At 70.1% G+C, this 20,508-nt stretch carries 20 protein-coding genes and 1 tRNA gene; 16 read left to right on the plus strand and 5 right to left on the minus strand.

Annotated features, from left to right (window positions below; translation table 11 throughout):
- The first annotated feature begins 64 nt into the window (after positions 1 to 64).
- Both VEA62_RS13225 and VEA62_RS13230 read left to right on the plus strand, forming a co-directional pair.
- On the plus strand, positions 65 to 1,264 hold the full coding sequence (locus tag VEA62_RS13225; protein WP_324822598.1) for an NAD(P)/FAD-dependent oxidoreductase: 1,200 nt from the start codon (positions 65 to 67) through the stop codon (positions 1,262 to 1,264).
- 223 nt (positions 1,265 to 1,487) lie between these two features.
- Positions 1,488 to 1,805 carry a zf-TFIIB domain-containing protein gene (locus tag VEA62_RS13230; RefSeq protein ID WP_324822600.1) on the plus strand — a complete coding sequence of 106 codons (318 nt, stop codon included), beginning with the start codon at positions 1,488 to 1,490 and terminating at the stop codon, positions 1,803 to 1,805.
- Positions 1,806 to 1,852: 47 nt separating this feature from the next.
- Here VEA62_RS13230 and VEA62_RS13235 read toward each other — a convergent pair whose 3' ends face one another.
- A complete protein-coding gene (locus VEA62_RS13235) occupies positions 1,853 to 3,571 on the minus strand; it encodes a hypothetical protein (protein ID WP_324822602.1) in 1,719 nt (572 codons plus the stop codon).
- Positions 3,572 to 3,745: 174 nt separating this feature from the next.
- Between VEA62_RS13235 and VEA62_RS13240 the strand changes: the two genes are divergently transcribed.
- The 5 genes from VEA62_RS13240 (at position 3,746) to VEA62_RS13260 (ending at position 7,293) form a co-directional block, all read left to right on the plus strand.
- On the plus strand, positions 3,746 to 4,450 hold the full coding sequence (locus VEA62_RS13240) for a response regulator transcription factor (protein WP_324822604.1): 705 nt from the start codon (positions 3,746 to 3,748) through the stop codon (positions 4,448 to 4,450).
- Positions 4,419 to 6,065 (plus strand): HAMP domain-containing sensor histidine kinase, encoded by a 1,647-nt coding sequence (locus VEA62_RS13245; RefSeq protein WP_324822606.1) that lies wholly within the window; start codon positions 4,419 to 4,421, stop codon positions 6,063 to 6,065. The genes VEA62_RS13240 and VEA62_RS13245 overlap by 32 nt, the downstream gene beginning before the upstream one ends.
- Positions 6,062 to 6,505, plus strand: a complete 444-nt coding sequence (locus VEA62_RS13250) for a serine kinase (RefSeq protein WP_324822608.1) — start codon at positions 6,062 to 6,064, stop codon at positions 6,503 to 6,505. The genes VEA62_RS13245 and VEA62_RS13250 overlap by 4 nt, the downstream gene beginning before the upstream one ends.
- Before the next feature lie 87 nt (positions 6,506 to 6,592).
- Complete coding sequence (locus tag VEA62_RS13255) at positions 6,593 to 6,997, plus strand: PTS sugar transporter subunit IIA (RefSeq protein WP_168045372.1); 405 nt, start codon at positions 6,593 to 6,595, stop codon at positions 6,995 to 6,997.
- Between the two features lie 8 nt (positions 6,998 to 7,005).
- Complete coding sequence (locus VEA62_RS13260; protein ID WP_324822611.1) at positions 7,006 to 7,293, plus strand: HPr family phosphocarrier protein; 288 nt, start codon at positions 7,006 to 7,008, stop codon at positions 7,291 to 7,293.
- A gap of 81 nt (positions 7,294 to 7,374) precedes the next feature.
- Here VEA62_RS13260 and VEA62_RS13265 read toward each other — a convergent pair whose 3' ends face one another.
- Entirely contained in the window at positions 7,375 to 7,842 is a 468-nt protein-coding gene (locus tag VEA62_RS13265; RefSeq protein WP_324822613.1) for a peptidase S1, read from the minus strand.
- A 253-nt stretch (positions 7,843 to 8,095) separates the two neighbouring features.
- A tRNA-Ala gene (locus VEA62_RS13270) sits at positions 8,096 to 8,171 on the minus strand.
- A 150-nt stretch (positions 8,172 to 8,321) separates the two neighbouring features.
- Between VEA62_RS13270 and VEA62_RS13275 the strand changes: the two genes are divergently transcribed.
- The 6 genes from VEA62_RS13275 (at position 8,322) to VEA62_RS13300 (ending at position 13,795) form a co-directional block, all read left to right on the plus strand.
- Positions 8,322 to 8,627, plus strand: coding sequence for a YggT family protein (locus VEA62_RS13275; protein ID WP_324822615.1), 306 nt, complete (start codon positions 8,322 to 8,324; stop codon positions 8,625 to 8,627).
- A 128-nt stretch (positions 8,628 to 8,755) separates the two neighbouring features.
- Positions 8,756 to 9,634, plus strand: coding sequence for a 3-hydroxybutyryl-CoA dehydrogenase (locus VEA62_RS13280; RefSeq protein WP_324822617.1), 879 nt, complete (start codon positions 8,756 to 8,758; stop codon positions 9,632 to 9,634).
- Positions 9,631 to 10,212 carry a phthalate transporter gene (locus VEA62_RS13285; RefSeq protein WP_324822619.1) on the plus strand — a complete coding sequence of 194 codons (582 nt, stop codon included), beginning with the start codon at positions 9,631 to 9,633 and terminating at the stop codon, positions 10,210 to 10,212. The genes VEA62_RS13280 and VEA62_RS13285 overlap by 4 nt, the downstream gene beginning before the upstream one ends.
- A gap of 89 nt (positions 10,213 to 10,301) precedes the next feature.
- Complete coding sequence (locus VEA62_RS13290; RefSeq protein WP_324822621.1) at positions 10,302 to 11,597, plus strand: DUF418 domain-containing protein; 1,296 nt, start codon at positions 10,302 to 10,304, stop codon at positions 11,595 to 11,597.
- 113 nt (positions 11,598 to 11,710) lie between these two features.
- Positions 11,711 to 13,219 carry a histidine--tRNA ligase gene (gene hisS / locus VEA62_RS13295; RefSeq protein ID WP_324822623.1) on the plus strand — a complete coding sequence of 503 codons (1,509 nt, stop codon included), beginning with the start codon at positions 11,711 to 11,713 and terminating at the stop codon, positions 13,217 to 13,219.
- Between the two features lie 225 nt (positions 13,220 to 13,444).
- Complete coding sequence (locus VEA62_RS13300) at positions 13,445 to 13,795, plus strand: DUF3147 family protein (RefSeq protein ID WP_324822625.1); 351 nt, start codon at positions 13,445 to 13,447, stop codon at positions 13,793 to 13,795.
- Between the two features lie 73 nt (positions 13,796 to 13,868).
- Here VEA62_RS13300 and VEA62_RS13305 read toward each other — a convergent pair whose 3' ends face one another.
- A complete protein-coding gene (locus VEA62_RS13305) occupies positions 13,869 to 16,010 on the minus strand; it encodes a M13 family metallopeptidase (protein ID WP_324822627.1) in 2,142 nt (713 codons plus the stop codon).
- 153 nt (positions 16,011 to 16,163) lie between these two features.
- Here VEA62_RS13305 and VEA62_RS13310 point away from each other — a divergent pair, with 153 nt between their 5' ends.
- From VEA62_RS13310 to VEA62_RS13320, 3 genes are all read left to right on the plus strand, one after another.
- Complete coding sequence (locus VEA62_RS13310; RefSeq protein ID WP_324822629.1) at positions 16,164 to 18,002, plus strand: cation:proton antiporter; 1,839 nt, start codon at positions 16,164 to 16,166, stop codon at positions 18,000 to 18,002.
- Between the two features lie 209 nt (positions 18,003 to 18,211).
- The gene (locus tag VEA62_RS13315) at positions 18,212 to 18,877 is read left to right on the plus strand and encodes a TetR/AcrR family transcriptional regulator (protein WP_324822631.1); all 666 of its coding nucleotides are present in this window, start codon (positions 18,212 to 18,214) and stop codon (positions 18,875 to 18,877) included.
- A 177-nt stretch (positions 18,878 to 19,054) separates the two neighbouring features.
- The gene (locus tag VEA62_RS13320) at positions 19,055 to 19,222 is read left to right on the plus strand and encodes a hypothetical protein (protein ID WP_324822633.1); all 168 of its coding nucleotides are present in this window, start codon (positions 19,055 to 19,057) and stop codon (positions 19,220 to 19,222) included.
- Between the two features lie 117 nt (positions 19,223 to 19,339).
- Here the strand turns inward: VEA62_RS13320 and VEA62_RS13325 are convergent, their stop codons facing one another.
- A complete protein-coding gene (locus VEA62_RS13325; protein WP_324822635.1) occupies positions 19,340 to 20,461 on the minus strand; it encodes an aromatic ring-hydroxylating dioxygenase subunit alpha in 1,122 nt (373 codons plus the stop codon).
- Positions 20,462 to 20,508: the final 47 nt, after the last annotated feature.

A 20,508-nucleotide genomic window follows, 5' to 3' on the forward strand; every position in this document is an offset into this window, starting at 1 on the left:
GCCTGTCGCCTGTTGCCTGCCGCCTGCCTCGCCCCCTCGCCGCGCCCCGTGCTAGAGCCCGCCGATGAAGCCTGAACCCGCGCCCGAAACCGTCGACGTCCTGATCGTCGGCGCCGGCGCCGCCGGCATGATGTGCGCCATCGAGGCCGGGCGGCGCGGCCGCTCGGTGCGCGTCCTCGACCATGCCCGGGCGCCGGGCGAGAAGATCCGCATCTCCGGCGGCGGGCGCTGCAACTTCACCAACCTCGGGACCGGGCCCGCCAACTTCCTCGGCGAGAATCCGCGCTTCGCCACCTCGGCCCTGAAGCGGTTCACCCAGCACGACTTCATCAAACGCGTCGACCGCGCCGGCATCGCCTGGCACGAAAAGACCCTCGGCCAGCTGTTCTGCGACGACTCGGCGAAACAGATCATCCGTATGCTGACGGACGACATGCGCGAGGCCGGGGCGCGCCTGTCGCTGGGCGTCTCGGTCGACCGCCTCGCCCGCTCCGGCGACGGCTTCGAGGCGGCGCTGTCGGACGGATCGACGGTGCGCTGCGCCTCACTGGTGCTGGCCACCGGCGGCAAGTCGATCCCGAAGATGGGCGCGACCGGCTGGGCCTATGACACGGCGCGGGCGTTCGGCCTGCGCGTCACCGAAACCCGCCCGGCCCTGGTCCCCCTGACCTTCGAGGCCGGCCTGCTCGAGCGGCTGAAGCCGCTGGCCGGGGTGGCGGTCGACGCCGTGGTCAAGGGCGGCGGGGCCGCCTTCGCCGAGGCGATGCTGTTCACCCACCGCGGCCTCAGCGGCCCGGCCATCCTGCAGATCAGCTCCTACTGGCGCGAGGGCGAGGCCATCACCGTGGCCATGGCCCCCGGCGAAGACGTCCACGCCCGGCTCAAGGCGGCGAAGGACGAGAACGGCCGGCAGATGGTGCACACGGCGCTCGGCCACCTGGTCCCGCGCCGCCTGGCCGAGAGCGTCTGCGAACGCGAGGGCGTGCAGGGCAAACTGGCCGAGGTCGGCGACAAGACGCTGCGGCGGCTCGACCAGGCCGTCAACGCCTGGAGCGTCAAGCCGGTCGGCAGCGAGGGCTACCGCACCGCCGAGGTGACCCTGGGCGGGGTGGCGACGGACCAGCTGGACCAGCAGACCATGGCCGCGAAATCCGTCCCCGGCCTCTATGTGATCGGCGAGGCGGTGGACGTCACCGGCTGGCTGGGCGGCTACAATTTCCAGTGGGCCTGGTCCTCGGGCTGGGCGGCGGGCCAGGCCTGCTGAGATGGCTCCCCCGGGCCGCGACGATGCGGCCCCTTGCCGCCGCGGTGCGACCACCCCAGTTTGGGCGTGCGGGACGGGCCCCTCTGGCGCGGCTCCGGCGGTTCCCCTGGCCGTCGGCGGCGCGTGATGTCGGACCGCATCGGGCGCTCCGGCGTTCGACTCCGGCCCAATCCGCGGCGCCGGGGCGCCCGACCCTCTCTGAATCCGCGTGGAGAACGCCCCGATGCCCCTGTTGATGTGCCCCAACGACAACGCCGCCATGCAGACGCTGGAGCGCGGCGGCGTCCAGTTCGACATGTGCCCCAGCTGCCGCGGCGTCTGGCTGGACCGCGGCGAGCTGGAGAAGCTGATGGCCGCCGCCACCGAGGAGGGCCGCGCCTCGGCCGCCGCCGCGCCGCAGCCGGCCGCGCCCCAGCCCTGGGGCCAGCCGCCGCAGCCCGCCTATCGCGAGCCGCCGCGATACAAGGACGATCGCTACCGCGACGACGACTACAAATACCGCAAGAAGAAGCGCGACAGCATCTTCGACATCTTCGACTAGGCCGCGTCGGGTCGAGAAGGCGGAGCCTTCTGACCGCGGCCGAACGATCAGGCCGCCAGGCCCGCCGCCCGCATCAGGCCCTTGAGCGGGGCCAGGGCCTCCGGCGCCGCCGCCAGGGCGGCGCGGTTGTCGGGGGCGCGGAACAGCTTGACCGCCTCCGCCTTGGCCCGGTCGGCGGCGGGCCCCGGCGGGGCCGTCTCGCCGGCGGCCATGCGCAGCAGCACCGACAGCTTCTGCTGCAGCGGGGCGGGGGACCGGGCCAGCATGGCCGTGATCCGGGCCTCGGCCTCGACGGCGCCGCCGACCGAGCCGATGGCGGCGGCGATCTCGGTCTCGTCGCGCTCGCTCAGGCCGCAGCCGCGCACGGCCCGGACCAGCCCGGCCAGTATGCCCAGCTTCTGGGCGGCGGTCTGCTCGGCGGAGGCGGCGCGCATCTCGCCCTCGAAGCGCAGCGAACCGACGCAGGCCGACAGCCAGCGGGCCGCGGCGCGCTTGTTCGCGGTGCCGGTGACGTTCTCGCACAGCCGGGTCAGGGCCTCGGCCTCGCACAGCACCGTGGTGCAGGATTTCACATAGGCGGCCACGAAGTCGGCGGTGACCAGGGCCTTCGACCGTTCGTTGAAGGCCGACTGGACCTCCTCCAGGGTCAGCAGCCGCCCCGCCGTCGCGGTCAGGGTCATGGCCAGGGTGCGCAGGATGTCGATCTCGCCGGCGGCGTCGTTGGGCCGCAGTCGGCGCGGGCTCATCAGCTCGCGCACCACCATCCGGGCCAGGGAGGCCGAGAGCAGCGGGAACTGGCCGGCCGCGACGCGCTCGCCCAGCCGGGCGGCGGGCCCCTCGACCACCGGCACCTGCAGCGCCAGGCGGGCGTCCTGGTTGATCAGGGCGGCGACCTCCCGCGGCGCGACCATTCGCACCACGGCGGCGAGCGACGCCCCCTGGTCGAGGGCCGGGCCGAGCACGTCGGCCAGATTGGTCCGCGCCGCGAACAGCTCGCACATGATCTGTTCGATGGCCACCATGACCATGGCGTGCGGCGGCCCGTCCATCGGGGCCCGCCCGGCCAGGTCCATCAGCCGGTCCAGCCGGGCGCGTCCCCCGCGTGCGCCCTTCATCGCGCCCGAGATGATGCCGCCCATGATGAAGGCGCGGTCGGACTGGCCGACCAGGCGATGGGCCAGATCGGCGAGCGAATGGTTCTCCAGGTCCGGAAACTGGTTCTTGCGTCCGGCGAACAGCAGCCGCTCGATCGCGCGCTCGCTGAGCTTCTGGTAGTGGCGGACCAGATCGTGGACGGGCTGGCCGACGGCCTGGCTCTCCGGCACGGCGACCTTCTGGATGGCGTGCTGCAGCTCGACGCCGGAGGCCTCCAGCTTCTCGGCCAGGTCGGGCCGGTGCAGCAGTTCGAAGGCGGTGACGCCCTGCCGGTTCAGCCAGTCCTCGAGCACCCGCCCGATCAGATCCCGAGCCGTCGGGGCGTAGAGGTCCTGGGGCGAGCCGCAGCGCGGCCCGGCCTCCTCTTCCGGCACCACCCGCTTGCGGGGCGCCTCGGGGGCGCCGCGGGTCAGGACGGTGACGCTGTTGAAGGCCATGGTGTCGGGGTCGAGGGTCTCCTTGGTGACCCGGACGGCGGCCGCCCGGTTGTCGTCCAGCAGTTCCTCGGCCGTCCGGATGGCGTGGGCGCGGTCCTCCGTCGCCATCTGGAGGCTCCAGGGGGCGGGCGCTGTCTTGCGGATATAGACTTCGTAGTGGACGGGGCCGGCCATGAAACACTCGCACTGATGACCCCGCATCATCGCGCCAAGGCTTTAAGGCCGGGTTTCATTGCGCATTCAGGCGGCGCGGCCCATTTTATCGCCGTAATCTCACCCAGTTGATTTAGAACGGTAACGCTTGCCGCGCGTTGAACGCGGGAACGGAAAGCCTGCAAGGAGACCGCCTTGGCCAACATCACCCTGGTCGACGACGACGAAAACATCGTGGCGTCCGTCTCGCTGGCGCTGGAAAGCCATGGTCACAAGGTCACCGCCTGGCACGACGGCGCCTCGGGTCTGGAGGCGCTGGAGTCGAATCCGCCGGACCTGGCCATCCTCGACGTCAAGATGCCCCGCATGGACGGCATGGAGGTGCTGCGCCGGCTGCGCCAGACGTCGCAGATCCCGGTCATCATGCTGACCTCCAAGGACGAGGAGATCGACGAGATCCTCGGCTTCAACCTCGGCGCCGACGACTACATCCACAAGCCGTTCAGCCAGCGGCTGCTGATCGAGCGGGTCAAGGCCCTGCTGCGGCGCACCGGCGCCGACGGCGGCGAGCCGGAGCCCTCGGGCGACGGTTCGACCAAGGCGATCAAGCGCGGCAAGCTGTCGATGGATCCGGCCCGCCACGAATGCACCTGGGACGGCAAGCCGGTGAAGCTGACCGTGACGGAATTCCTGCTGCTGCAGGCTCTGGCCCAGCGGCCCGGCTTCGTGAAGAGCCGCGACAATCTGATGGACGCCGCCTACGACGACCAGGTCTATGTCGACGACCGCACCATCGACAGCCACGTCAAGCGGATGCGCAAGAAGTTCCGGGTGGTCGATCCCGAGTTCGACGCGATCGAGACCCTGTATGGCGTCGGCTACAGATACCGCGAAAGCTGAACCGGACGACCGGTCGGACGACGACCGCCCGCGCCGCCCCCGGCGGTTCGGAGGTTCGCGGCTGGGCGGGTTCATCCTCGCCCTCAACCTGCTCAGCCTGCTGATCCTGTTCGGCGGCGCCCTGGTGCTGAACGAATGGAGCCGCGGCCTGATCGAGGCGCGGCAGGAGACCTTGGCGGCGCAGGCCGAACTGCTGGTGCAGGTCCTCGGCGAGGAGGAGATCGGCGTCACCCGCGGCGAGCCGACCCCGTATCTCGACGGCCCGGCGGCCAGCCAGTGGCTGCGCGACAACTTCATCCCCGAAGGACAGCGGGCGCGGCTGTTTGACGTCGACGGCGTGCTCGTGGCCGACAGCTATGACGTGACGGAGACCATCCCGGGCGAGCCCCTGCCTCCGGCCCTGCCCGCCGGCAGCCCCCCAGTGGCGCCCGACGCGGCCAGAAGGGCCCGCAACAGCCGAAACCTGGAGGAGGCCCGGGCGGCGCTGGCCGCCGAGATCGAGAACGCCCTCGAGGGCCGCTCCTCGGCGACCCTGCGGATGTCGGACAGCGGCGACCGGGTGGTTTCGGTGTCCATCCCCGTGCGTCACGTCGAGCAGGTGCTGGGCGTTCTGACGCTGGAGGCGGGCGACGTCGACGAGACGCTGGCGGCGCAGCGCCTCGCGCTGATGCCGTTCGCCCTGGTGGCGCTGGCCGTTTCGCTGCTGTCCTCCCTGCTGCTGCATCTGTTCGTCGCGCGGCCGGTGATGCGACTGTCGGCGGCGGCGGACGCGGTGCGGCTGCAGCGTGCCCGGGCCATCTCCCTGCCCGACCTCGACGGCCGCAAGGACGAGATCGGCGATCTGGCCCGGTCGCTGGAGACCATGACCGAGACCCTGTCGGATCGGATGGACGCCATCGAACGGTTCGCCGCCGACGTGGCGCACGAAATCAAGAACCCGCTGACCTCCATCCGCTCGGCGCTGGAAACCCTGCCGCTGGTCAGGACCGAGGCGCAGCGCGAGAAGCTGACCGCCCTGCTGCAGCAGGACGTGCGGCGGCTGGACCGGCTGATCACCGACATCTCCAACGCCTCGCGGCTGGACGCCGAACTGAACCGGGACCGGCCGCGCCCCGTCGACCTGACCGTGCTGCTGAGCGAGATCGTCGACGTCTACGAAGCCGCCGTCCAGCCGGGCGGGGGAGTGCATGTGAGCTTCACCGCAGCGGCGCCCGAACACGCCATGATCCGCGGCCGCGACGGGCCCCTGGGCCAGGTGTTCCGCAATCTGATCGACAACGCCCGCTCGTTCAGCCCGCCGGGCGGCGAGGTGCGGGTCAGCCTGTCGCGCGACGACATCGATCCCGACCGGCCGGTGCGGGTGCGGGTCGAGGACGACGGTCCGGGCATACCGCCTGAAAACCTGGAGACGGTGTTCGAGCGCTTCTATACCGCCCGGCCGCGCGGGACCGCCTTCGGGACCAACTCCGGGCTCGGGCTGTCGATCGTCAAACAGATCGTGGAGGCCCATGGCGGCCGGGTCTGGGCCGAGAACCGCCGGGCCCCCGACGGCGGAATCACGGGGGCGCGCTTCGAGGTCGCCCTTCCGGCGGCCCCGACGGGCCGCAGGCCGTGACCTCGGTCGCGACAGGCCGGCAGCCGCTTCACGGCACGGTCGCGGCGCGCTGGTCGCCGGGCGCGGGCTGGCTGGCGGTTCTGATCACCGGACCGTCGGGCGCGGGCAAGAGCGACCTGACGCTGCGGCTGATCGGGTGCGGCTGGCGGCTGGTCGCCGACGACTACGCCCATGTGATCGCCTCGGGCGGGGCCCTGTACGCGGTCGCCCCCGAGACCATCGCCGGCCGGATGGAGGTGCGCGGCGTGGGCGTCGTTCCGGTCTGCGCCCGCGGCCTGACCCGTCTGGCTCTGGCCGTCGATCTGATCGAGGGCGCCGTCGAACGCCTGCCGGAGCCGGCTGTGCGGACGCTCGAGGGGGTGGCGCTGCCGGTGCTCCGCCTCGACGGATTCGAGGCCTCGGCGGTCGAAAAGGTCGCGACCGCGCTCGCCCGGCTTTAACCGGCCGCGGAGTTGGGCTATTCCGCGCGGCTTGCGGCCTGTCCACGGGACGGCCGGACGCGGGGGCGCGAGCTTGGTGAAGCCTTCATGATAGGCCTGGTGATCGTCACCCACGGGGGTCTGGCCTCCGAATTCCTGTCGGCCATGGAGCACGTCGTAGGTCCCCAGCGCGGGGTCGCCGCGATCTGCATCGGGCCGGAGGACGACATGGAGCGCCGCCGGCGCGACATCGTCGACGCCGCCCGGGCCGTGGACGACGGCGACGGCGTCATCCTGCTGACCGACATGTTCGGCGGCACCCCGTCGAACCTCGCCATCTCGGTGATGGAGGAGACCCACGCCGAGGTGATCGCGGGGCTCAACCTGCCGATGCTGATCAAGCTCGCCAGCGTGCGCGGCCGCGAACCGCTGCAGGCCTGCGTCGCCCACGCCCAGGACGCAGGCCGCAAATACATCTCGGTGGCCAGCTGGGTGCTGCAGGGCGAGAAATGAGTGAAGCGGTGAGCGACCGGGGCGGCAAGGCGGCGGCGACCGCCAACATCTGCAACACGCGCGGCCTGCACGCCCGGGCCAGCGCCAAATTCGTCAAGCTGGCCTCGAGCTTCGACGCCGAGGTCCACGTCACCCGCGACGGCGTCACGGTCAACGCCCTGTCGATCATGGGCCTGCTGATGCTCGGCGCCGGCAACGGCTGCGGCATCGAGATCGTCGCCGAGGGGCCGGAAGCAGAGGCGGCGGTGGCTGCGCTCGCCGACCTGGTCGGACGCCGGTTCGACGAAGACCAGTAGGCGGCGGCGCTGAAGCAAAGCTGACAGCACCGGTGAGCGGGCGGTCGCCCCCCCGCTCACCGGCGCCAGTCGTGTCACCCGTCAGGGCGTCTCGGTGATCAGCAGGGCCGCCGAGGCGGTGCCGCCGTTGAAGGTGCCGACCCAGATGTCATAGGTGCCGCTGGACGGCCGGTTGAAGCGCACCTCGGCGTCGCCGTCGCCCCAGCTGTCGTCGTCGCAGTACCAGCGGCCGTCGGGGCCGTTGATGATCAGGGTGGTGTCGGTCGAGGAGCGGGTGCGGAACACCAGCGGCAGCGAGCCGGCGGTGTAGGTGACCTCGTAGTCCGGCGCGTTGGAGATGTCGCCGACGCAGGCCGCCGGCAGGTCGGTGTCGGTATAGGCGTCGATGGAGCCGCCGGCGGTGATGTTGACCCGGTACGGATCCGGCGTGAAGCCGGCGTTGAGGCGGATCTCGCCGAAATTGGCGGTCAGGCCGGCGTTCTGAGCGGCGGCCATGCCGGGCGTGGCGAGCACGGCGGCGAGCGCCATCGCGCTGATGAGACGTTTCATGATTATTCCCCCGATGAGTTGCTGTGGTTCAGCCCTGCACCGGATTCCACGCCAAACCCCGCCCGCCGTCAAGCTGGCAGAACGACGTTGTCAGGTTTCGTGGGGTCGGTGTGGCCGCGGGGGGCCCTGCCCAATCCGGCGAAGCGCGGGAGAAGGGGGGAACAGGAGCAGCCCTCCTTCGCCAAGGCTTCGGAGCGCATCCTGCTTCGCTATACCGCACCTGTCCTGCGAAGCGCGTCAGCGCGAAGCAGGATGGTGGAGCCGAGGGGAGTCGAACCCCTGACCTCGTCATTGCGAACGACGCGCTCTACCAACTGAGCTACGGCCCCGATTTCCGGGTACAGGCGAGGGCGCGACATACGAGCGGGGGCCCGGTGGTGTCAACGGTGTTCCGCGCCCTTCGCGCGCCGCCTGCGCGAATCCTTGGACAGGCGGGACCGACGCGCTAGAAGCGGGGGCAGATAGGGAGCGCTGAATCCATGGGCACCGCCATCGTCTGGCTGGTCAACGCCGTCCTCGGTCTCATGACCTGGGCGATCATCATCTCGGCGATCATGAGCTGGCTGTTCGCCTTCGACGTGATCAACCACCGCAACCGGTTCGTAAACCAGCTGGCGATGTTCCTGGACGCGGTCACCGCGCCGATCCTCGCGCCGTTCCGGCGGGTCATTCCGCCGCTGGGCGGGCTGGACATCACGCCGATCGTGGCGCTGCTGGCGATCCACTTCCTGCGCATCCTGTTCAACGAGATGAGCGCGCCCTTCCTGATGCAGACGCTGGGCTAGGAGCGTGGCTCCGGGGCGACAGCGGCGGCGGCGGGGCGCCCGCCGGGCATCGGGCGCTTGCTTGACGCCGCGACCGTCCTAAGGTGCCGCTCCGATCGGGCCCCGCGCCTGCCAGAACTCCGGACTTCATGACCACGATCCGATCAGTCGCCATCGTCGGCGCGGGCCAGATGGGGGCCGGCATCGCCCAGGCCGTCGCCGCTGGCGGCTACGAGGTGCTTCTCCACGACATCGCGGCCGAGCGTGTGCCGCAGGCCCAGGGGGCGATCGCCGCCAGCCTGGCGCGCCAGGTCGAGCGGGGATTGACGACCCGGGAGCAGGCCGACGCCGCCCTGGCCCGGATCCGCCCGGCGAAATCGCTCGCGGAGGCTGCCAAGGCCGACCTGGTGATCGAGGCCGCGGTCGAGGACGAGGCCGTCAAGAAGTCGATCCTGGCCGACCTGGTCCCGCATCTGGGCCCGGACACCCTGCTGGCCTCCAACACCTCCTCGATCTCGATCACCCGCCTGGCCTCGGCGACGGATCGGCCAGAACGCTTCATCGGCCTGCATTTCATGAAACCGGCGCCGGTGATGAAGCTGGTCGAGATCATCCGCGGCATCGCCACCTCGGCCGCCACCTACGACACCGCCGTGGCCTTCGCCGAAAGCCTGGGCAAGACCACCACCAACGCCGAGGACTTCCCCGCCTTCATCGTCAACCGCATTCTGGTGCCGATGATCAACGAGGCGATCTACACCCTGTACGAGGGCGTCGGGAACGTGGCGTCGATCGACAAGGCGCTGAAGCTCGGCGCCAACCATCCGATGGGGCCGCTGGAACTGGCTGACTTCATGGGACTGGACGTGGTCCTGGCCATCATGAACGTCCTGTACGACGGGCTGGCCGACAGCAAGTACCGGCCCTGCCCGCTGCTGGTGAAATACGTCGAGGCCGGCTGGCTGGGACGCAAGTCCGGCCGCGGCTTCTACGACTATTCCGGCGACACGCCGGCGCCGACCCGATGATCCGCGCCAAGCTTCCCCCGCTGGACCGCCCCGAGGACTTCCCGGGCCAGACCCGGGTGGTGTGGGCGCGCGAGCCCCACCGCATCGTGCTGGCGTCGATCCTCGGCGGTCTGTGGCCGCCGCTGATCCTGACCCTGCCGCTGTGGCCGCCGAAGAACTGGTTGCCCGGTCTCGAGATGGACTGGCGACTGGGCGTGCTGCTGCTCGGCCTGCTGGCTGTGCCCGGCGGCCTGTGGCTGCTCGACAGGGAGCGGCAGCGGACCGGCCGCCCCGCGACGCGCCTGGGCGTGATCTGGCGCTTCATGTTCTACGGCGGCCTGCTGGCGGCGGCGCTGGGCGCGCTGTTCGCCATCCTCCAGTCGGTGATGCAGTGGCTGCACGCGGCCAACGTCGGCGAGGCGGTGGGCGGCAGCGAGACCTCGCTGCTGATCTACGGCGTCGGCGGCCTTTCGGTCGCGGTGCTGGTCGGGGTCAGCTATGCGCTGTGGGCCGGGCTGTGCGCGGCCTTCATCGCCTTCCGGCCGCAGCCGGAGGTGCGCGACAGGCTCGGCCTGATGGGCCGGGGCGAACCGGACTGAGCCCGCCCGGGCAGACCGTTACAGCAAATTCAGTTTGACCGCCGGCCCGTCAGGGCCAAGCTGCGCCTCGCCTGAACGGGGGAAACGCCATGGCCGCAGTCGAGATCGAGCCGACGCCGCAACCGCAGCCGAAGCTTGGGCCCGTCGCGCCTAGGGACCGCATCTTCACGCTCGACATGCTGCGGGGCTGGGCCATCCTCGGCATTCTCGCCGTCAACGCCATGACCTTCGCCTGGCCGTTCGCATTGGAGGCGGGCGGCGACCTCGTCCCGCCCTACCCGCACGATCAGGCCAACATCGTCGGCCACTGGGTCACGGACGTCTTCTTCCAGGACAAGTTCCGCTCGCTGTTCTCCATGCTGTTCGGCGTGTCGATCTTCCTGATCGGCGGCGAGCGGTCCGACCCCGCCCGGGGCGGACTGCTGACCCGCCGGCTGCTGTGGCTGGGCGTGTTCGGCCTGATCCACGGCCTGGCCTTCTGGTACGGCGACATCCTGCTGCACTACGCCTACTGCGGCCTGATCGTCATGTTGCTGCGCTCCTGGTCGGCGAAGCGACTGATCTGGGTCGGCGGCGGCCTCAACCTGCTCTTCGCCCTGTTGTCGGCGGCAGCCATGATGGCCCAGACCCTCGCCTCCGGCGCCGCCGGCGACGGCGGCCAGGGCGGCAATCCCTTCGCCATCGGCCAGGACGATCTGATGGCGCTGATCCAGACCTATCAATCCGGCTGGCCGGGGGCGCAGGTCGAGAACGCCAAGGCCTGGCTGATGCTGCAGACCTTCAGCCTCGGCCTCATTCCCGTGACCATGGGCCTGATGATGCTGGGCCTCGGCCTGTTCAAGGCCGGCTTCCTGGTCGGCAAGTCGCCGACCTGGGTCTATCTGCTGATGCTCGCCATGGGGGCCGCCAACCTTGCGGCCCTCGGCTGGTATGACTGGATCGAGGCCAGCGCGCCCTGGGGCGCGGAGGACGCCTCCGGCGGGCTGGCCGGCGTGGCCGGCAGCTTCGCCTGGGTGATCACCCTCGGCTACGTCAGCATGTTGATCCTGATGACGCGTTTCGGGCTGAAGGTCCTGACGGCGCGGCTGGCGCCGGTCGGTCGGATGGCCTTCACCAACTACCTGACCCAGACCCTGATCATGACCACCCTGTTCTACATGCCGTGGGGCCTGCACTGGTTCGGCGAGCCAGCGTGGGGCCCGGGGCCGCTGTGGATGGCCGTGGGCGGCGTCTGGATCGCCCAGCTGATCTGGTCGCCGCTGTGGCTGTCGGTGTTCCAGATGGGTCCGCTGGAGTGGGTCTGGCGCTGCCTGACCTACGGGCGGATGGTGCCGATCCTGAAGCCCGCCGCCACCGCCGCCCAGGGGGATCCAGTCTCGATCTGACCGCCGGAACGACGCGGCGGGGCGGCCCGGCCCCGGTGAATAGTGCTAGTGAGCGGCGCGACCCTGCTCGCCAGCACTAGCCCTTCTCACCCTCGCCCCTCTAAAAGCCCGACATGACCGACGCCGTCTCCCCACGCCCTGAAGCCCGCAGTCCCCGGGGCTTCGCCGACCGTCGCGGCCGCGACCTCATCGCCGAGCGCCGGCTGGTGAGGCGCGTCTCCGCCGTCTACGAGCGCTGGGGATTCGAGCCGCTGGACACCGGGGCGTTCGAATACGCCGACGCCCTCGGCAAATTCCTGCCAGACGCGGACCGGCCGAACGAGGGCGTCTTCGCCCTGCAGGACGATCCCGACGAGGCCGGCAACGGCGAGTGGATGGCGCTGCGCTACGACCTGACCGCGCCCCTGGCCCGCTTCGCGGCCCAGAACTGGGAGACTCTGCCCAAGCCGTTCCGCCGCTACGCCTTCGGCCCGGTGTGGCGCAACGAGAAGCCGGGCCCCGGCCGCTTCCGCGAATTCGTGCAGTGCGACGCCGACACCGTCGGCTCCGACCGGCCCGAGGCGGACGCCGAGATCATCGCCATGGCCTGCGAGGGCCTGCAGGCCGCCGGCCTGTCCCCTGACCAGGCGGTCCTGCGGGTGTCGAACCGCAAGCTGTTCGACGGCCTGTTCGAGGCGGGGGGCGTCACGGACCCGGTGCAGCGCCTGACCGCCCTTCGCGCCATCGACAAGTTCGACCGGCTGGGCTGGGAGGGCGTCGCCGCCCTGCTGGGCGAGGGCCGTCTGGACGAGTCCGGCGACTACACCAAAGGCGCCAACCTGCCGCTGGGCGTGGCCGCGACGATCGAGGCCTTCCTCGCCTCGGCCGGCGACGCGGCCCTGTCGCGCGCGGCGACGCTGGAGGCCGTGGCCCGCGCCGGCGGCCTGGGCGCCGTCGGCGAGGCGGCCCTGGAGGAGCTGGCGGCCATCGACCGGGCCCTCAACGCCATGAAGGTCGACCAGTCGGCCGTGCGCTTCGACCCGACCATCGTCCGCGGGCTGGAATACTACACCGGGGCGGTGTTCGAGGCCGAGCTGCTGCTCCAGACCACCGACGACAAGGGGCGCGCCGTCCGCTTCGGCTCCATCGGCGGCGGCGGGCGCTACGACGATCTGGTGGCGCGGTTCACGGGCGAGCGGCTGCCGGCGACGGGCTTCTCGTTCGGGGTGTCGCGGCTGGCCTCCGCCCTGCGCGCGGCCGGACGGGACTCAGCGGACGCGGTGCGTGGCCCGGTGGTCGTGATCGTCTTCTCCGAGGCCGACATGCAGCACTACCTCGACGCCGTGGCCGAGCTTCGCAACGCCGGCGTCGCCGCCGAACTCTACCTCGGCCGCGCGGGCATGAAGGCGCAGATGAAATACGCCGACCGGCGCGGCGCGCCGGCGGTGGTCATTCTCGGCGGCGACGAGATCGCGGCGGGCCAGGTGACCGTCAAGGATCTCGACGCGGGCCGCGCCCTGGCCGCCGGCATCGCCGACAACGAGGCGTGGAAGACCGAGCGCCCCGGCCAGGTCGTCGCCTCGCGGGGGGACCTGGTCGCCACCGTTCGCCGGATCGTCGATCGTCCGCACACGGATGCGTGAGTTATCATTGATAAGAAATGAAAACGCGGCGTTTCGGCTGCGACTTCATTGACTTGGCGCCCGGAATGTCGTCATTCTGCGGCCACTCGAGAGCCGCCGCGTCTTGGCGCGGCAGCCTTTCGGAGGCGTTTCGGGGAGGAAACGTCCGCTCCGTAGAGAGCGAAAGAAGCCCGCCGCGATGTATCCCCCGCGGCGGGCTTTTTCGTGCCTGAAATGGAGGCCCCCATGGTTTACCTCGTCATCAAGGCCCTCGTCTCCGGCGTCATCATCGCCATCGTGTCGGAGATGGCGAAACGCAGTCCGGGGTTCGCGGCGCTCGTCGCCTCCCTGCCGCTGGTCTCGGTGCTCGGCATGATCTGGCTGTGGCGGGACACGTCCGATCCGGCGCGGATGGCGGCGCACGCGGGCGCGACCTTCTGGTACGTGCTGCCGTCGCTGCCGATGTTCCTGTTGATCCCGGCGCTGCTCAGGCGGGGGATGGCCTTCTACCCGGCCCTGGCGGCGGGCTGCGCCCTGACCGTGGTCCTCTATCTCGCCATGGTCTGGGCGGCCCCGAGGTTCGGCCTGTCTCTCTAGATCCCGCCGACCGGCCACGAAAAAGGGCCGGAGCGTCGCCGCCCCGGCCCCTCCCGTTCGATGCCGCGGACCGCTACCAGATGCGGACGCGGTCTTCCGGCGCGAGGTAGTATTTCGAGCCCGGCTGGACGTCGAAGGCCTCGTACCAGGCGTCGATGTTGCGCACCGGCCCGATGACGCGGAACTCGGCCGGGCTGTGCGGATCGCTGGCGATCTGGTTGCGCAGCGCGTCGTCGCGGTACTTCGACTGCCAGACCTGGGCCCAGCCGTAGAAGAAGCGCTGGTCGCCGGTCAGGCCGTCGAGCACCGGCGCCGGACGGCCGTTCAGCGACAGGTGGTAGGCCTCCAGGCCCACGGCCGTGCCGGCGGCGTCGCCGATGTTCTCGCCCATGGTCAGGCCGCCCTGGACCTTGAAGCCCGGGATCGGCTCGAACTGGTCGTACTGGGCGCCGAGGCGGGTGGTCAGGGCCGTGAAATTGGCCTTGTCCTCGTCGGTCCACCAGTTGCGCAGGACGCCGTCGCCGTCCGACTTGGAGCCCTGGTCGTCGAAGCCGTGGCCGATCTCGTGGCCGATCACGCCACCGATGCCGCCGTAGTTGACGGCCGGGTCCGCGTCCGGATCGAAGAACGGCGGCTGCAGGATGGCGGCGGGGAAGACGATCTCGTTATTGGTCGAGTTGTAGTAGGCGTTGACCGTCTGCGGGGTCATGCCCCACTCGTCCTTGTCGACCGGCTGGTTCAGGCGGTTCAGCTGGTAGTTCCACTGGAACAGGCCGGCGCGCTCGGCATTGCCGAACAGGTCGTCCGGCCGGACCTCGAGCGCGGAATAGTCGCGCCACTTGTTCGGATAGCCGATCTTGACCGTGAATTTGGCCAGCTTGTCCTGGGCCGCCGCCTTCGTCTCGGCGCTCATCCAGTCGTAGGTGTTGATGCGGTTGCCAAGCGCCGTGCGAAGGTTGGCGACCAGCTCCTCCATCTTGGCCTTGGACTCGGCGGGGAAGTACTCGGCCACGTACTGGCGGCCGACCGCCTCGCCCAGCATGCCCTCGGCGAAGCTGATGCCGCGCTTGTCGCGCGGGCGCTGCATCGGCTGGCCGTTGAGGTCCCGCGAGCGGAACTCCCACTGGGCGTCCGAGAAGCGGCGCGACAGGCGCGACGCGGCGTCGTCAGTGGTGTGGAAGGCCTGCCAGGCCTGGATCACCTCGATCGGGGTCTCGGCGTAGATGGCCGCGATCTTCGGCATGGCCGTGTCCTGGCGGACGATCAGCCGCGGCACCTCGCCGACGCCAATGGCCGAATAGTAGTCCTGCCACGGGAAGCCGGGCGCCTCGGCGGCCAGCTGGGCGATGGTGTATTCGTTGTAGGTCTCGTCGCGGTTGCGGTTCTGGACCGGGGTCCAGTGCGCCTCGGCGATGCGCGTTTCAAACGCCAGGATGGCGTCGGCGTTGGCGGCCGGGTCCTCCCAACCGATCATCTCGAGCATGCGCTCGATATAGGCACGGTAGAGCACCTTCTTCTCGGCCCAGCGCTCTTCCAGATAGTAGTCGCGGTTGGGCAGGCCGAGGCCCGACTGGCCGGTCGAGACGACGTAGCGGGTCGGGGCCTTCTGGTCGGTCGAGATGCCGGTGCCGAAGATCGAGCCACCGATGCGGCCCTGGGTCTCGCCCATGTAGACGGCGGCCTTGTCATGGGTGTCGGCGGCGCGAATGGCGGCGAGGTAGGGCTGCAGCGGCTGGGCGTCGAGCGCCTCGATGCGGGCCTCGTCCATGTAGGAGCGATAGGCGTCGGCGATCTTCTGCTCGTCCGAGCCGGGGGTCAGGTCGGTGCGCGCGGTCAGCCCCTCGATCATCGCCTTGACGCGGTTGTCGGACAGTTCGCGCAGCAGGGCGAATGAGCCGTAGCTGGTGCGGTCCGAGGGGATCTGCATCTCGTCGAGGGCGGCGCCGTTGGCGTGGCGGAAGAAGCTGTCGCCGGGCGAGACGGAGGTGTCGCGGCCGCCCAGGTCGAAGCCCCAGTCGCCATACTTCGGCGCCTCGATGCCCTGGTAGCCGAGCACGGTCGCGCCAGCCTCCGGAGTCTGGAACAGTTCGAAGACCGTGCAGCCCTCGTCGACGCAGGCGTGGTCGTGCCCGTCGTCGGCGAAATGCTGGGCCAGCGCTGGCGCGGCGGGCAGGAGCAGGGCGCCGACGGCGGCGCCGATGAGCAGCTTCTTCATGTGGGTTTCCCTCGACTTGACTTCGCTTTCCGGAAGGTCGGCGGCGACCCTACGCCGGGAGGGCGGACTGTCGCCTGAATTTTTTGTCATGATGCGACGGAAACGCGGACAGGACGGCGTTTCAGCCTGTAGGCTGAACCGTTCGGAGGGCGGATGACGGTTCACGGCGGCGCGGGCGGCGAATACAAGGATCTGGTGGTCTTCCTGGCCGCGGCGGGCGTCATGGTCCCGCTGTTCAACCGGCTCAGGATCAGCCCCATTCTCGGATTTCTGGCCGCGGGCGTGCTGCTCGGCCCCGATGGTCTGGCGCGATTGGCCGACACCGCCCCCTGGCTGTCCTGGCTGACCATTTCCGACGCCGGCCAGATCCGGTCCCTGTCCGAACTGGGCGTCGCCTTCCTCCTGTTCATGATCGGCCTGGAGCTGTCGTGGGAGCGGCTCAGGTCCATGCGCCGGCTGGTGTTCGGCCTCGGCCTGACCCAGGTCGCGGTCTGCACCGTGGCTCTGGCGGCCCTGTTCATGCTGATGGGCCAGACGCTGGTGTCGGCCGCTGTTCTGGGCATGGGTTTCGCCCTGTCCTCGACCGCGGTGGTGATGCCGGTTATGGCCGAACGCGGCCGGCTGGGCGGGGCGGCTGGGCGGACCACCTTCTCCGTCCTGCTGGCCCAGGACCTCGCCGTCGCGCCGATCCTGATCACCGTGACGGTGATGGCCGCCGCCGCCCTGGCCGGGGCGACGCCGGCGGGCGAGTTCGACCCGTCCGTGCTGAGGCCGGCGCTGCTGACGCTGGTCCCGGCGGCGGTGGGCCTGGCCCTGATCGTGGTGCTGGGACGGCTGGTGCTGCGGCCGATGTTCCGCTCAGTGGCCAAGGCCAAGGCGCGCGGCCAGGGGCAGGAGATGTTCGTCGCCGCCAGCCTGCTCGTCGTGGTCGGCGCCGGCCTGGCGGCCCAGGCGGCCGGGCTGTCCATGAGCCTGGGCGCGCTCGTCGCCGGCCTGCTGCTGGCCGAGACCGAGTTCCGGCGCGAGGTCGAACTGTCGATAGAGCCGTTCAAGGGACTGCTGCTCGGCGTCTTCTTCGTCGGCGTGGGCATCGGGCTGGATCTGGATGCGGTTGCCGCCGATCCGGCAGGGGTGTTCGGCCTCGCCATCGCCCTGACCCTGGTGAAGGCGATCCTGATCTATGGCGCGGCGCGGCTGTGGGGTGTCAGGAACCGCACCGCCATAGAGGCGGCGCTGGTGCTGGGTCCGGCGGGAGAGTTCGCTTTCGTCATCCTCGGGGCCGGCATGGTCGAGGGCATCGCCTCGCCGGACTTCACCCGCACCGTCATGCTGGCGGCGACGATCAGCATCTTCACCATCCCGCTGATGGCCCTGATCGCCGACCGGCTGACCCGGCAGGCCGTGGCCGCGCCGGATCTGCCCGCCGACGCGCTCGAACCGGTCGCCGCCGGGAACCAGGTGCTGATCGTCGGCTTCGGACGCGTTGGCCGGCTGGTCGGCGAGATGCTCACCGAACACGGCCAGTCCTATCTGGCGGTCGACGCCAACGCCTCCACTGTGGCCAAGGGCCGGGCCGAGGGGGCCAACGTCTTCTACGGCGACGCAGGTCGCGCCGAAATGCTGAAGCTGTGCGGCGTCGACACGGCCAGGGCCGTGGTGGTGACCATGGACGCGCCCGCCAAGGTCGACGAGGTGGTCCGGACCGCAAGGGGATTGCGGCCAGATCTGATCCTCATCGCCCGGGCCCGCGACGAGCGCCATGCAGAGCGGCTGTACCAGCTGGGCGTCACCGACGCCGTCCCGGAGACGACCGAGGCAGCCTTGCAGCTGGCCGAGAATACCCTGGTCGACCTAGGCGTGCCGATGGGGCTGGTGCTGGCCTCGATCCACGAGCGCCGGGACCGGTTCCGGATCCTGTTCCAGGACGCGATGCCCGACAACCAGGCGGGTCCGCGGCGGCCCCGCGCGCTGCGGTCGACAGCGCGGAACTGACCCGGCCAGGATGTCGCATTAACCCCGGCGCTCATTGCCCCGTTAATCTCCATACCCCATTTTGGTCATCGTTGCGTGATGACTGCCCCCGTCGTCGGAAGACGGCATTCGGCGGACGCACCGCATCGCGTTCCGCTTCCTCCCCATCGCTTCGGCGGTCAGTTATCGATCGGCAGGCGTCAGCCGCCATCTAGTCGAGTACCCGTTTCATGCGAGATATCGCCCTGTCCCCTTCCCAGTCCGAACCCCAGGCCGAAACCGAGACGCCCCGCCTGAACCGCCGCCAGGCCGCCAAGGTCCGCACCCGCCAGAAGGTTCTCGACGCCGCGCGCCAGCTCTTCGCCGAGCGCGGCTACGAGCCCGCCACCATCCGCGACATCGCCAAGGGCGCGGGCATGTCGACCGGCGCGGTGTTCGCCAACTTCCAGGACAAGGCCGAACTGTTCGAAGCTGTCTTGGCGACCGATATGGTCAAGCTGGCAGAGACCATGAAGGCCGCCGCCGCCACCGAGGGCTCGACCCGCACCCGCCTACTGTCCGCGCTCGGCGCCGGCTACCACGACTCGCTTGAGCAACTGCCGCTGGTGCAGGCGGTGATCGCCCGCTCGTGGTTCCAGCCCGTCGCCGCCGAGATGCGCACCCGCGACGCCATCAAGCCAATCCTGTCGGTCGTCACCGACACCCTGCAGGCCGGTGTGCGTGAGGGCGAACTGCGCCAGGACACCGACATCCGGTTGCTGAGCGAACTGATCTACGACGCCTTCCTGTCCAACTACCGCCGCGCCGCCTACGACGGCTGGGCCGAGGCCCAGCTGGGCGAACGCATGGGCAAGCAGGTGGACGCCATCCTCGCCGGCGCGATCAGCCGGCAGTAGGCGTCCCGCCACAACGCGCCAAGAGACGCCTGAATGCGCCAGTCCGGCGCTGGGTCAGAGATCCGTCGCCGACCCGTCGCGGACGTTCGGGTACATCGTTCGTCCGCGAGTCCACCCACTGGTCGGAACGTTGGCGACGTGCCAACCTAGGGTTGGTCACAAGTGTGGGGACGAGCCATGGAAGAGTACGCGCACCGCCGGAACATTGAGCGGTTTGAACGTGAGTTGGCGTCCGAGGGTGACCCTGCGCGTCGCAAGTTGATCGAGGACCTCCTGGCGACCGAGCGCGAACAGTTGGCAAGGGTCATGGGCGAGAAGGCCGACACCCGCGGGAAGACCGGCTAGCCTATGGCTCTTGGGTCCGCGAGAGGTCGCTTCGGCTCGTTGAGGTAACGTCTGCTTCCCCATGGCGGCGCCTGCCGAGGTCAGCTTCGGCTTCCAGGGAGCGCGATCCCGTATCCCTCAGCTCTTCCACCTCAGCGTCGCCGGCTTGACCGGATTCGCAAACGCCCGCCCCTCCGCCCGGCTCCTCGCCCACTCGCGCTTGAGTTGCTGGTACCACTTCGCCTGCTTGTCGGCGTCGTCGATCCAGATCAGCGCCGGGTCGTAGCGCAGGCCCTCGTTCTGCAGGTTCACCATGCCGCCGTCCTGTTTCAGGAAGGCGACCACGCCCATCCGCAGGAACGGCTTGGCCAGGCCGAACACCCAGTGGTCAGACCAGAAGATCTGGGTGATCGTCGTCCGGTTCTCCGATCTCGGCGTCAGGCAGGTCAGGGCCAACACCTGTTTTTCGCCGACCAGAATGTGCTCCCAGCGGTAGCCGGGCAGCCGGAAGGTGATCTCCGTCGCGGGGGCGCCGCCGAGAATCCTGTAGGCCCGGCTGTTCGACGACGGCGCGTGCCGAACCATGGCGAAGCCGAAATCCCGCGGTTCGAAGGCCTTGGCCTTTTCGTGCATCGAATGCTCGGACCGCCACCACCACTGCTGATGCACATAGGGTCCGTGGGCGGGGTCCATCAGCCCGACCACGGCGTGGTCGATGTGGGCGTCGAAGTCCATCGACTCTACCAGCCTGGCTCCGCCGCCGACCACGCCGGGAAAGACCGGCGGCTCGTGGTCGGGTTCAGCCGGATTGCGCGGGTCGGACGAGACCCAGACGAAGACCATGCCCTGGCTCTCGCGCACCGGATAGGACCGCACCCGGATACGCTCCGGCTCATAGGCCTGGTCCTCAACCAGGGACGGGATGGCGGCGCAGACGCCGTCGGGCCGAAAGCGCCAGCCGTGGTAGCAGCACTCAATGGTCTCGCCCTCGCCCGGCTTCTCCACCAGCCGTCCAGCCGACAGCGGCGCCGCCCGGTGCGGGCAGATGTCGCGCATCGCATAGACCTGCCCGGCCCGGGTGCGGCCGATCAGAACCGGCTCGCCCGGCAGCTCGTGCCGCTTCAGCGAGGCGGGCTTCACCTCGCGCGACAGGGCCACGAAGTACCAGGTGTCGAGCACGAACCCTGTGCCGAAGGCAGGGGGCGGAACCGCCGCGGTCTTCGCGGGCGCTGCAACGGGGGCCGTATCGGGAGGCGTCATGTCTGCTATTCTAGTCGCGGGCCTGGGCTCACCGCCAGCCGCCGAAT

The sequence above is a fragment of the Brevundimonas sp. genome, assembly GCF_035627475.1.
Lineage (GTDB): Bacteria > Pseudomonadota > Alphaproteobacteria > Caulobacterales > Caulobacteraceae > Brevundimonas.

What these genes read in the sequence shown, in the direction of transcription:
- VEA62_RS13225 (WP_324822598.1), top strand. Translation starts at nt 65, where the DNA reads ATGAAGCCTGAACCCGCGCCCGAAACCGTCGACGTCCTGATCGTCGGC.
- VEA62_RS13230 (WP_324822600.1), top strand. Translation starts at nt 1,488, where the DNA reads ATGCCCCTGTTGATGTGCCCCAACGACAACGCCGCCATGCAGACGCTG.
- VEA62_RS13235 (WP_324822602.1), bottom strand. Translation starts at nt 3,571, where the DNA reads ATGGCCGGCCCCGTCCACTACGAAGTCTATATCCGCAAGACAGCGCCC.
- VEA62_RS13245 (WP_324822606.1), top strand. Translation starts at nt 4,419, where the DNA reads ATGGCGTCGGCTACAGATACCGCGAAAGCTGAACCGGACGACCGGTCG.
- VEA62_RS13255 (WP_168045372.1), top strand. Translation starts at nt 6,593, where the DNA reads ATGATAGGCCTGGTGATCGTCACCCACGGGGGTCTGGCCTCCGAATTC.
- VEA62_RS13265 (WP_324822613.1), bottom strand. Translation starts at nt 7,842, where the DNA reads ATGAAACGTCTCATCAGCGCGATGGCGCTCGCCGCCGTGCTCGCCACG.
- VEA62_RS13275 (WP_324822615.1), top strand. Translation starts at nt 8,322, where the DNA reads ATGGGCACCGCCATCGTCTGGCTGGTCAACGCCGTCCTCGGTCTCATG.
- VEA62_RS13280 (WP_324822617.1), top strand. Translation starts at nt 8,756, where the DNA reads ATGACCACGATCCGATCAGTCGCCATCGTCGGCGCGGGCCAGATGGGG.
- VEA62_RS13285 (WP_324822619.1), top strand. Translation starts at nt 9,631, where the DNA reads ATGATCCGCGCCAAGCTTCCCCCGCTGGACCGCCCCGAGGACTTCCCG.
- VEA62_RS13290 (WP_324822621.1), top strand. Translation starts at nt 10,302, where the DNA reads ATGGCCGCAGTCGAGATCGAGCCGACGCCGCAACCGCAGCCGAAGCTT.
- hisS (WP_324822623.1), top strand. Translation starts at nt 11,711, where the DNA reads ATGACCGACGCCGTCTCCCCACGCCCTGAAGCCCGCAGTCCCCGGGGC.
- VEA62_RS13300 (WP_324822625.1), top strand. Translation starts at nt 13,445, where the DNA reads ATGGTTTACCTCGTCATCAAGGCCCTCGTCTCCGGCGTCATCATCGCC.
- VEA62_RS13305 (WP_324822627.1), bottom strand. Translation starts at nt 16,010, where the DNA reads ATGAAGAAGCTGCTCATCGGCGCCGCCGTCGGCGCCCTGCTCCTGCCC.
- VEA62_RS13310 (WP_324822629.1), top strand. Translation starts at nt 16,164, where the DNA reads ATGACGGTTCACGGCGGCGCGGGCGGCGAATACAAGGATCTGGTGGTC.
- VEA62_RS13315 (WP_324822631.1), top strand. Translation starts at nt 18,212, where the DNA reads ATGCGAGATATCGCCCTGTCCCCTTCCCAGTCCGAACCCCAGGCCGAA.
- VEA62_RS13320 (WP_324822633.1), top strand. Translation starts at nt 19,055, where the DNA reads ATGGAAGAGTACGCGCACCGCCGGAACATTGAGCGGTTTGAACGTGAG.
- VEA62_RS13325 (WP_324822635.1), bottom strand. Translation starts at nt 20,461, where the DNA reads ATGACGCCTCCCGATACGGCCCCCGTTGCAGCGCCCGCGAAGACCGCG.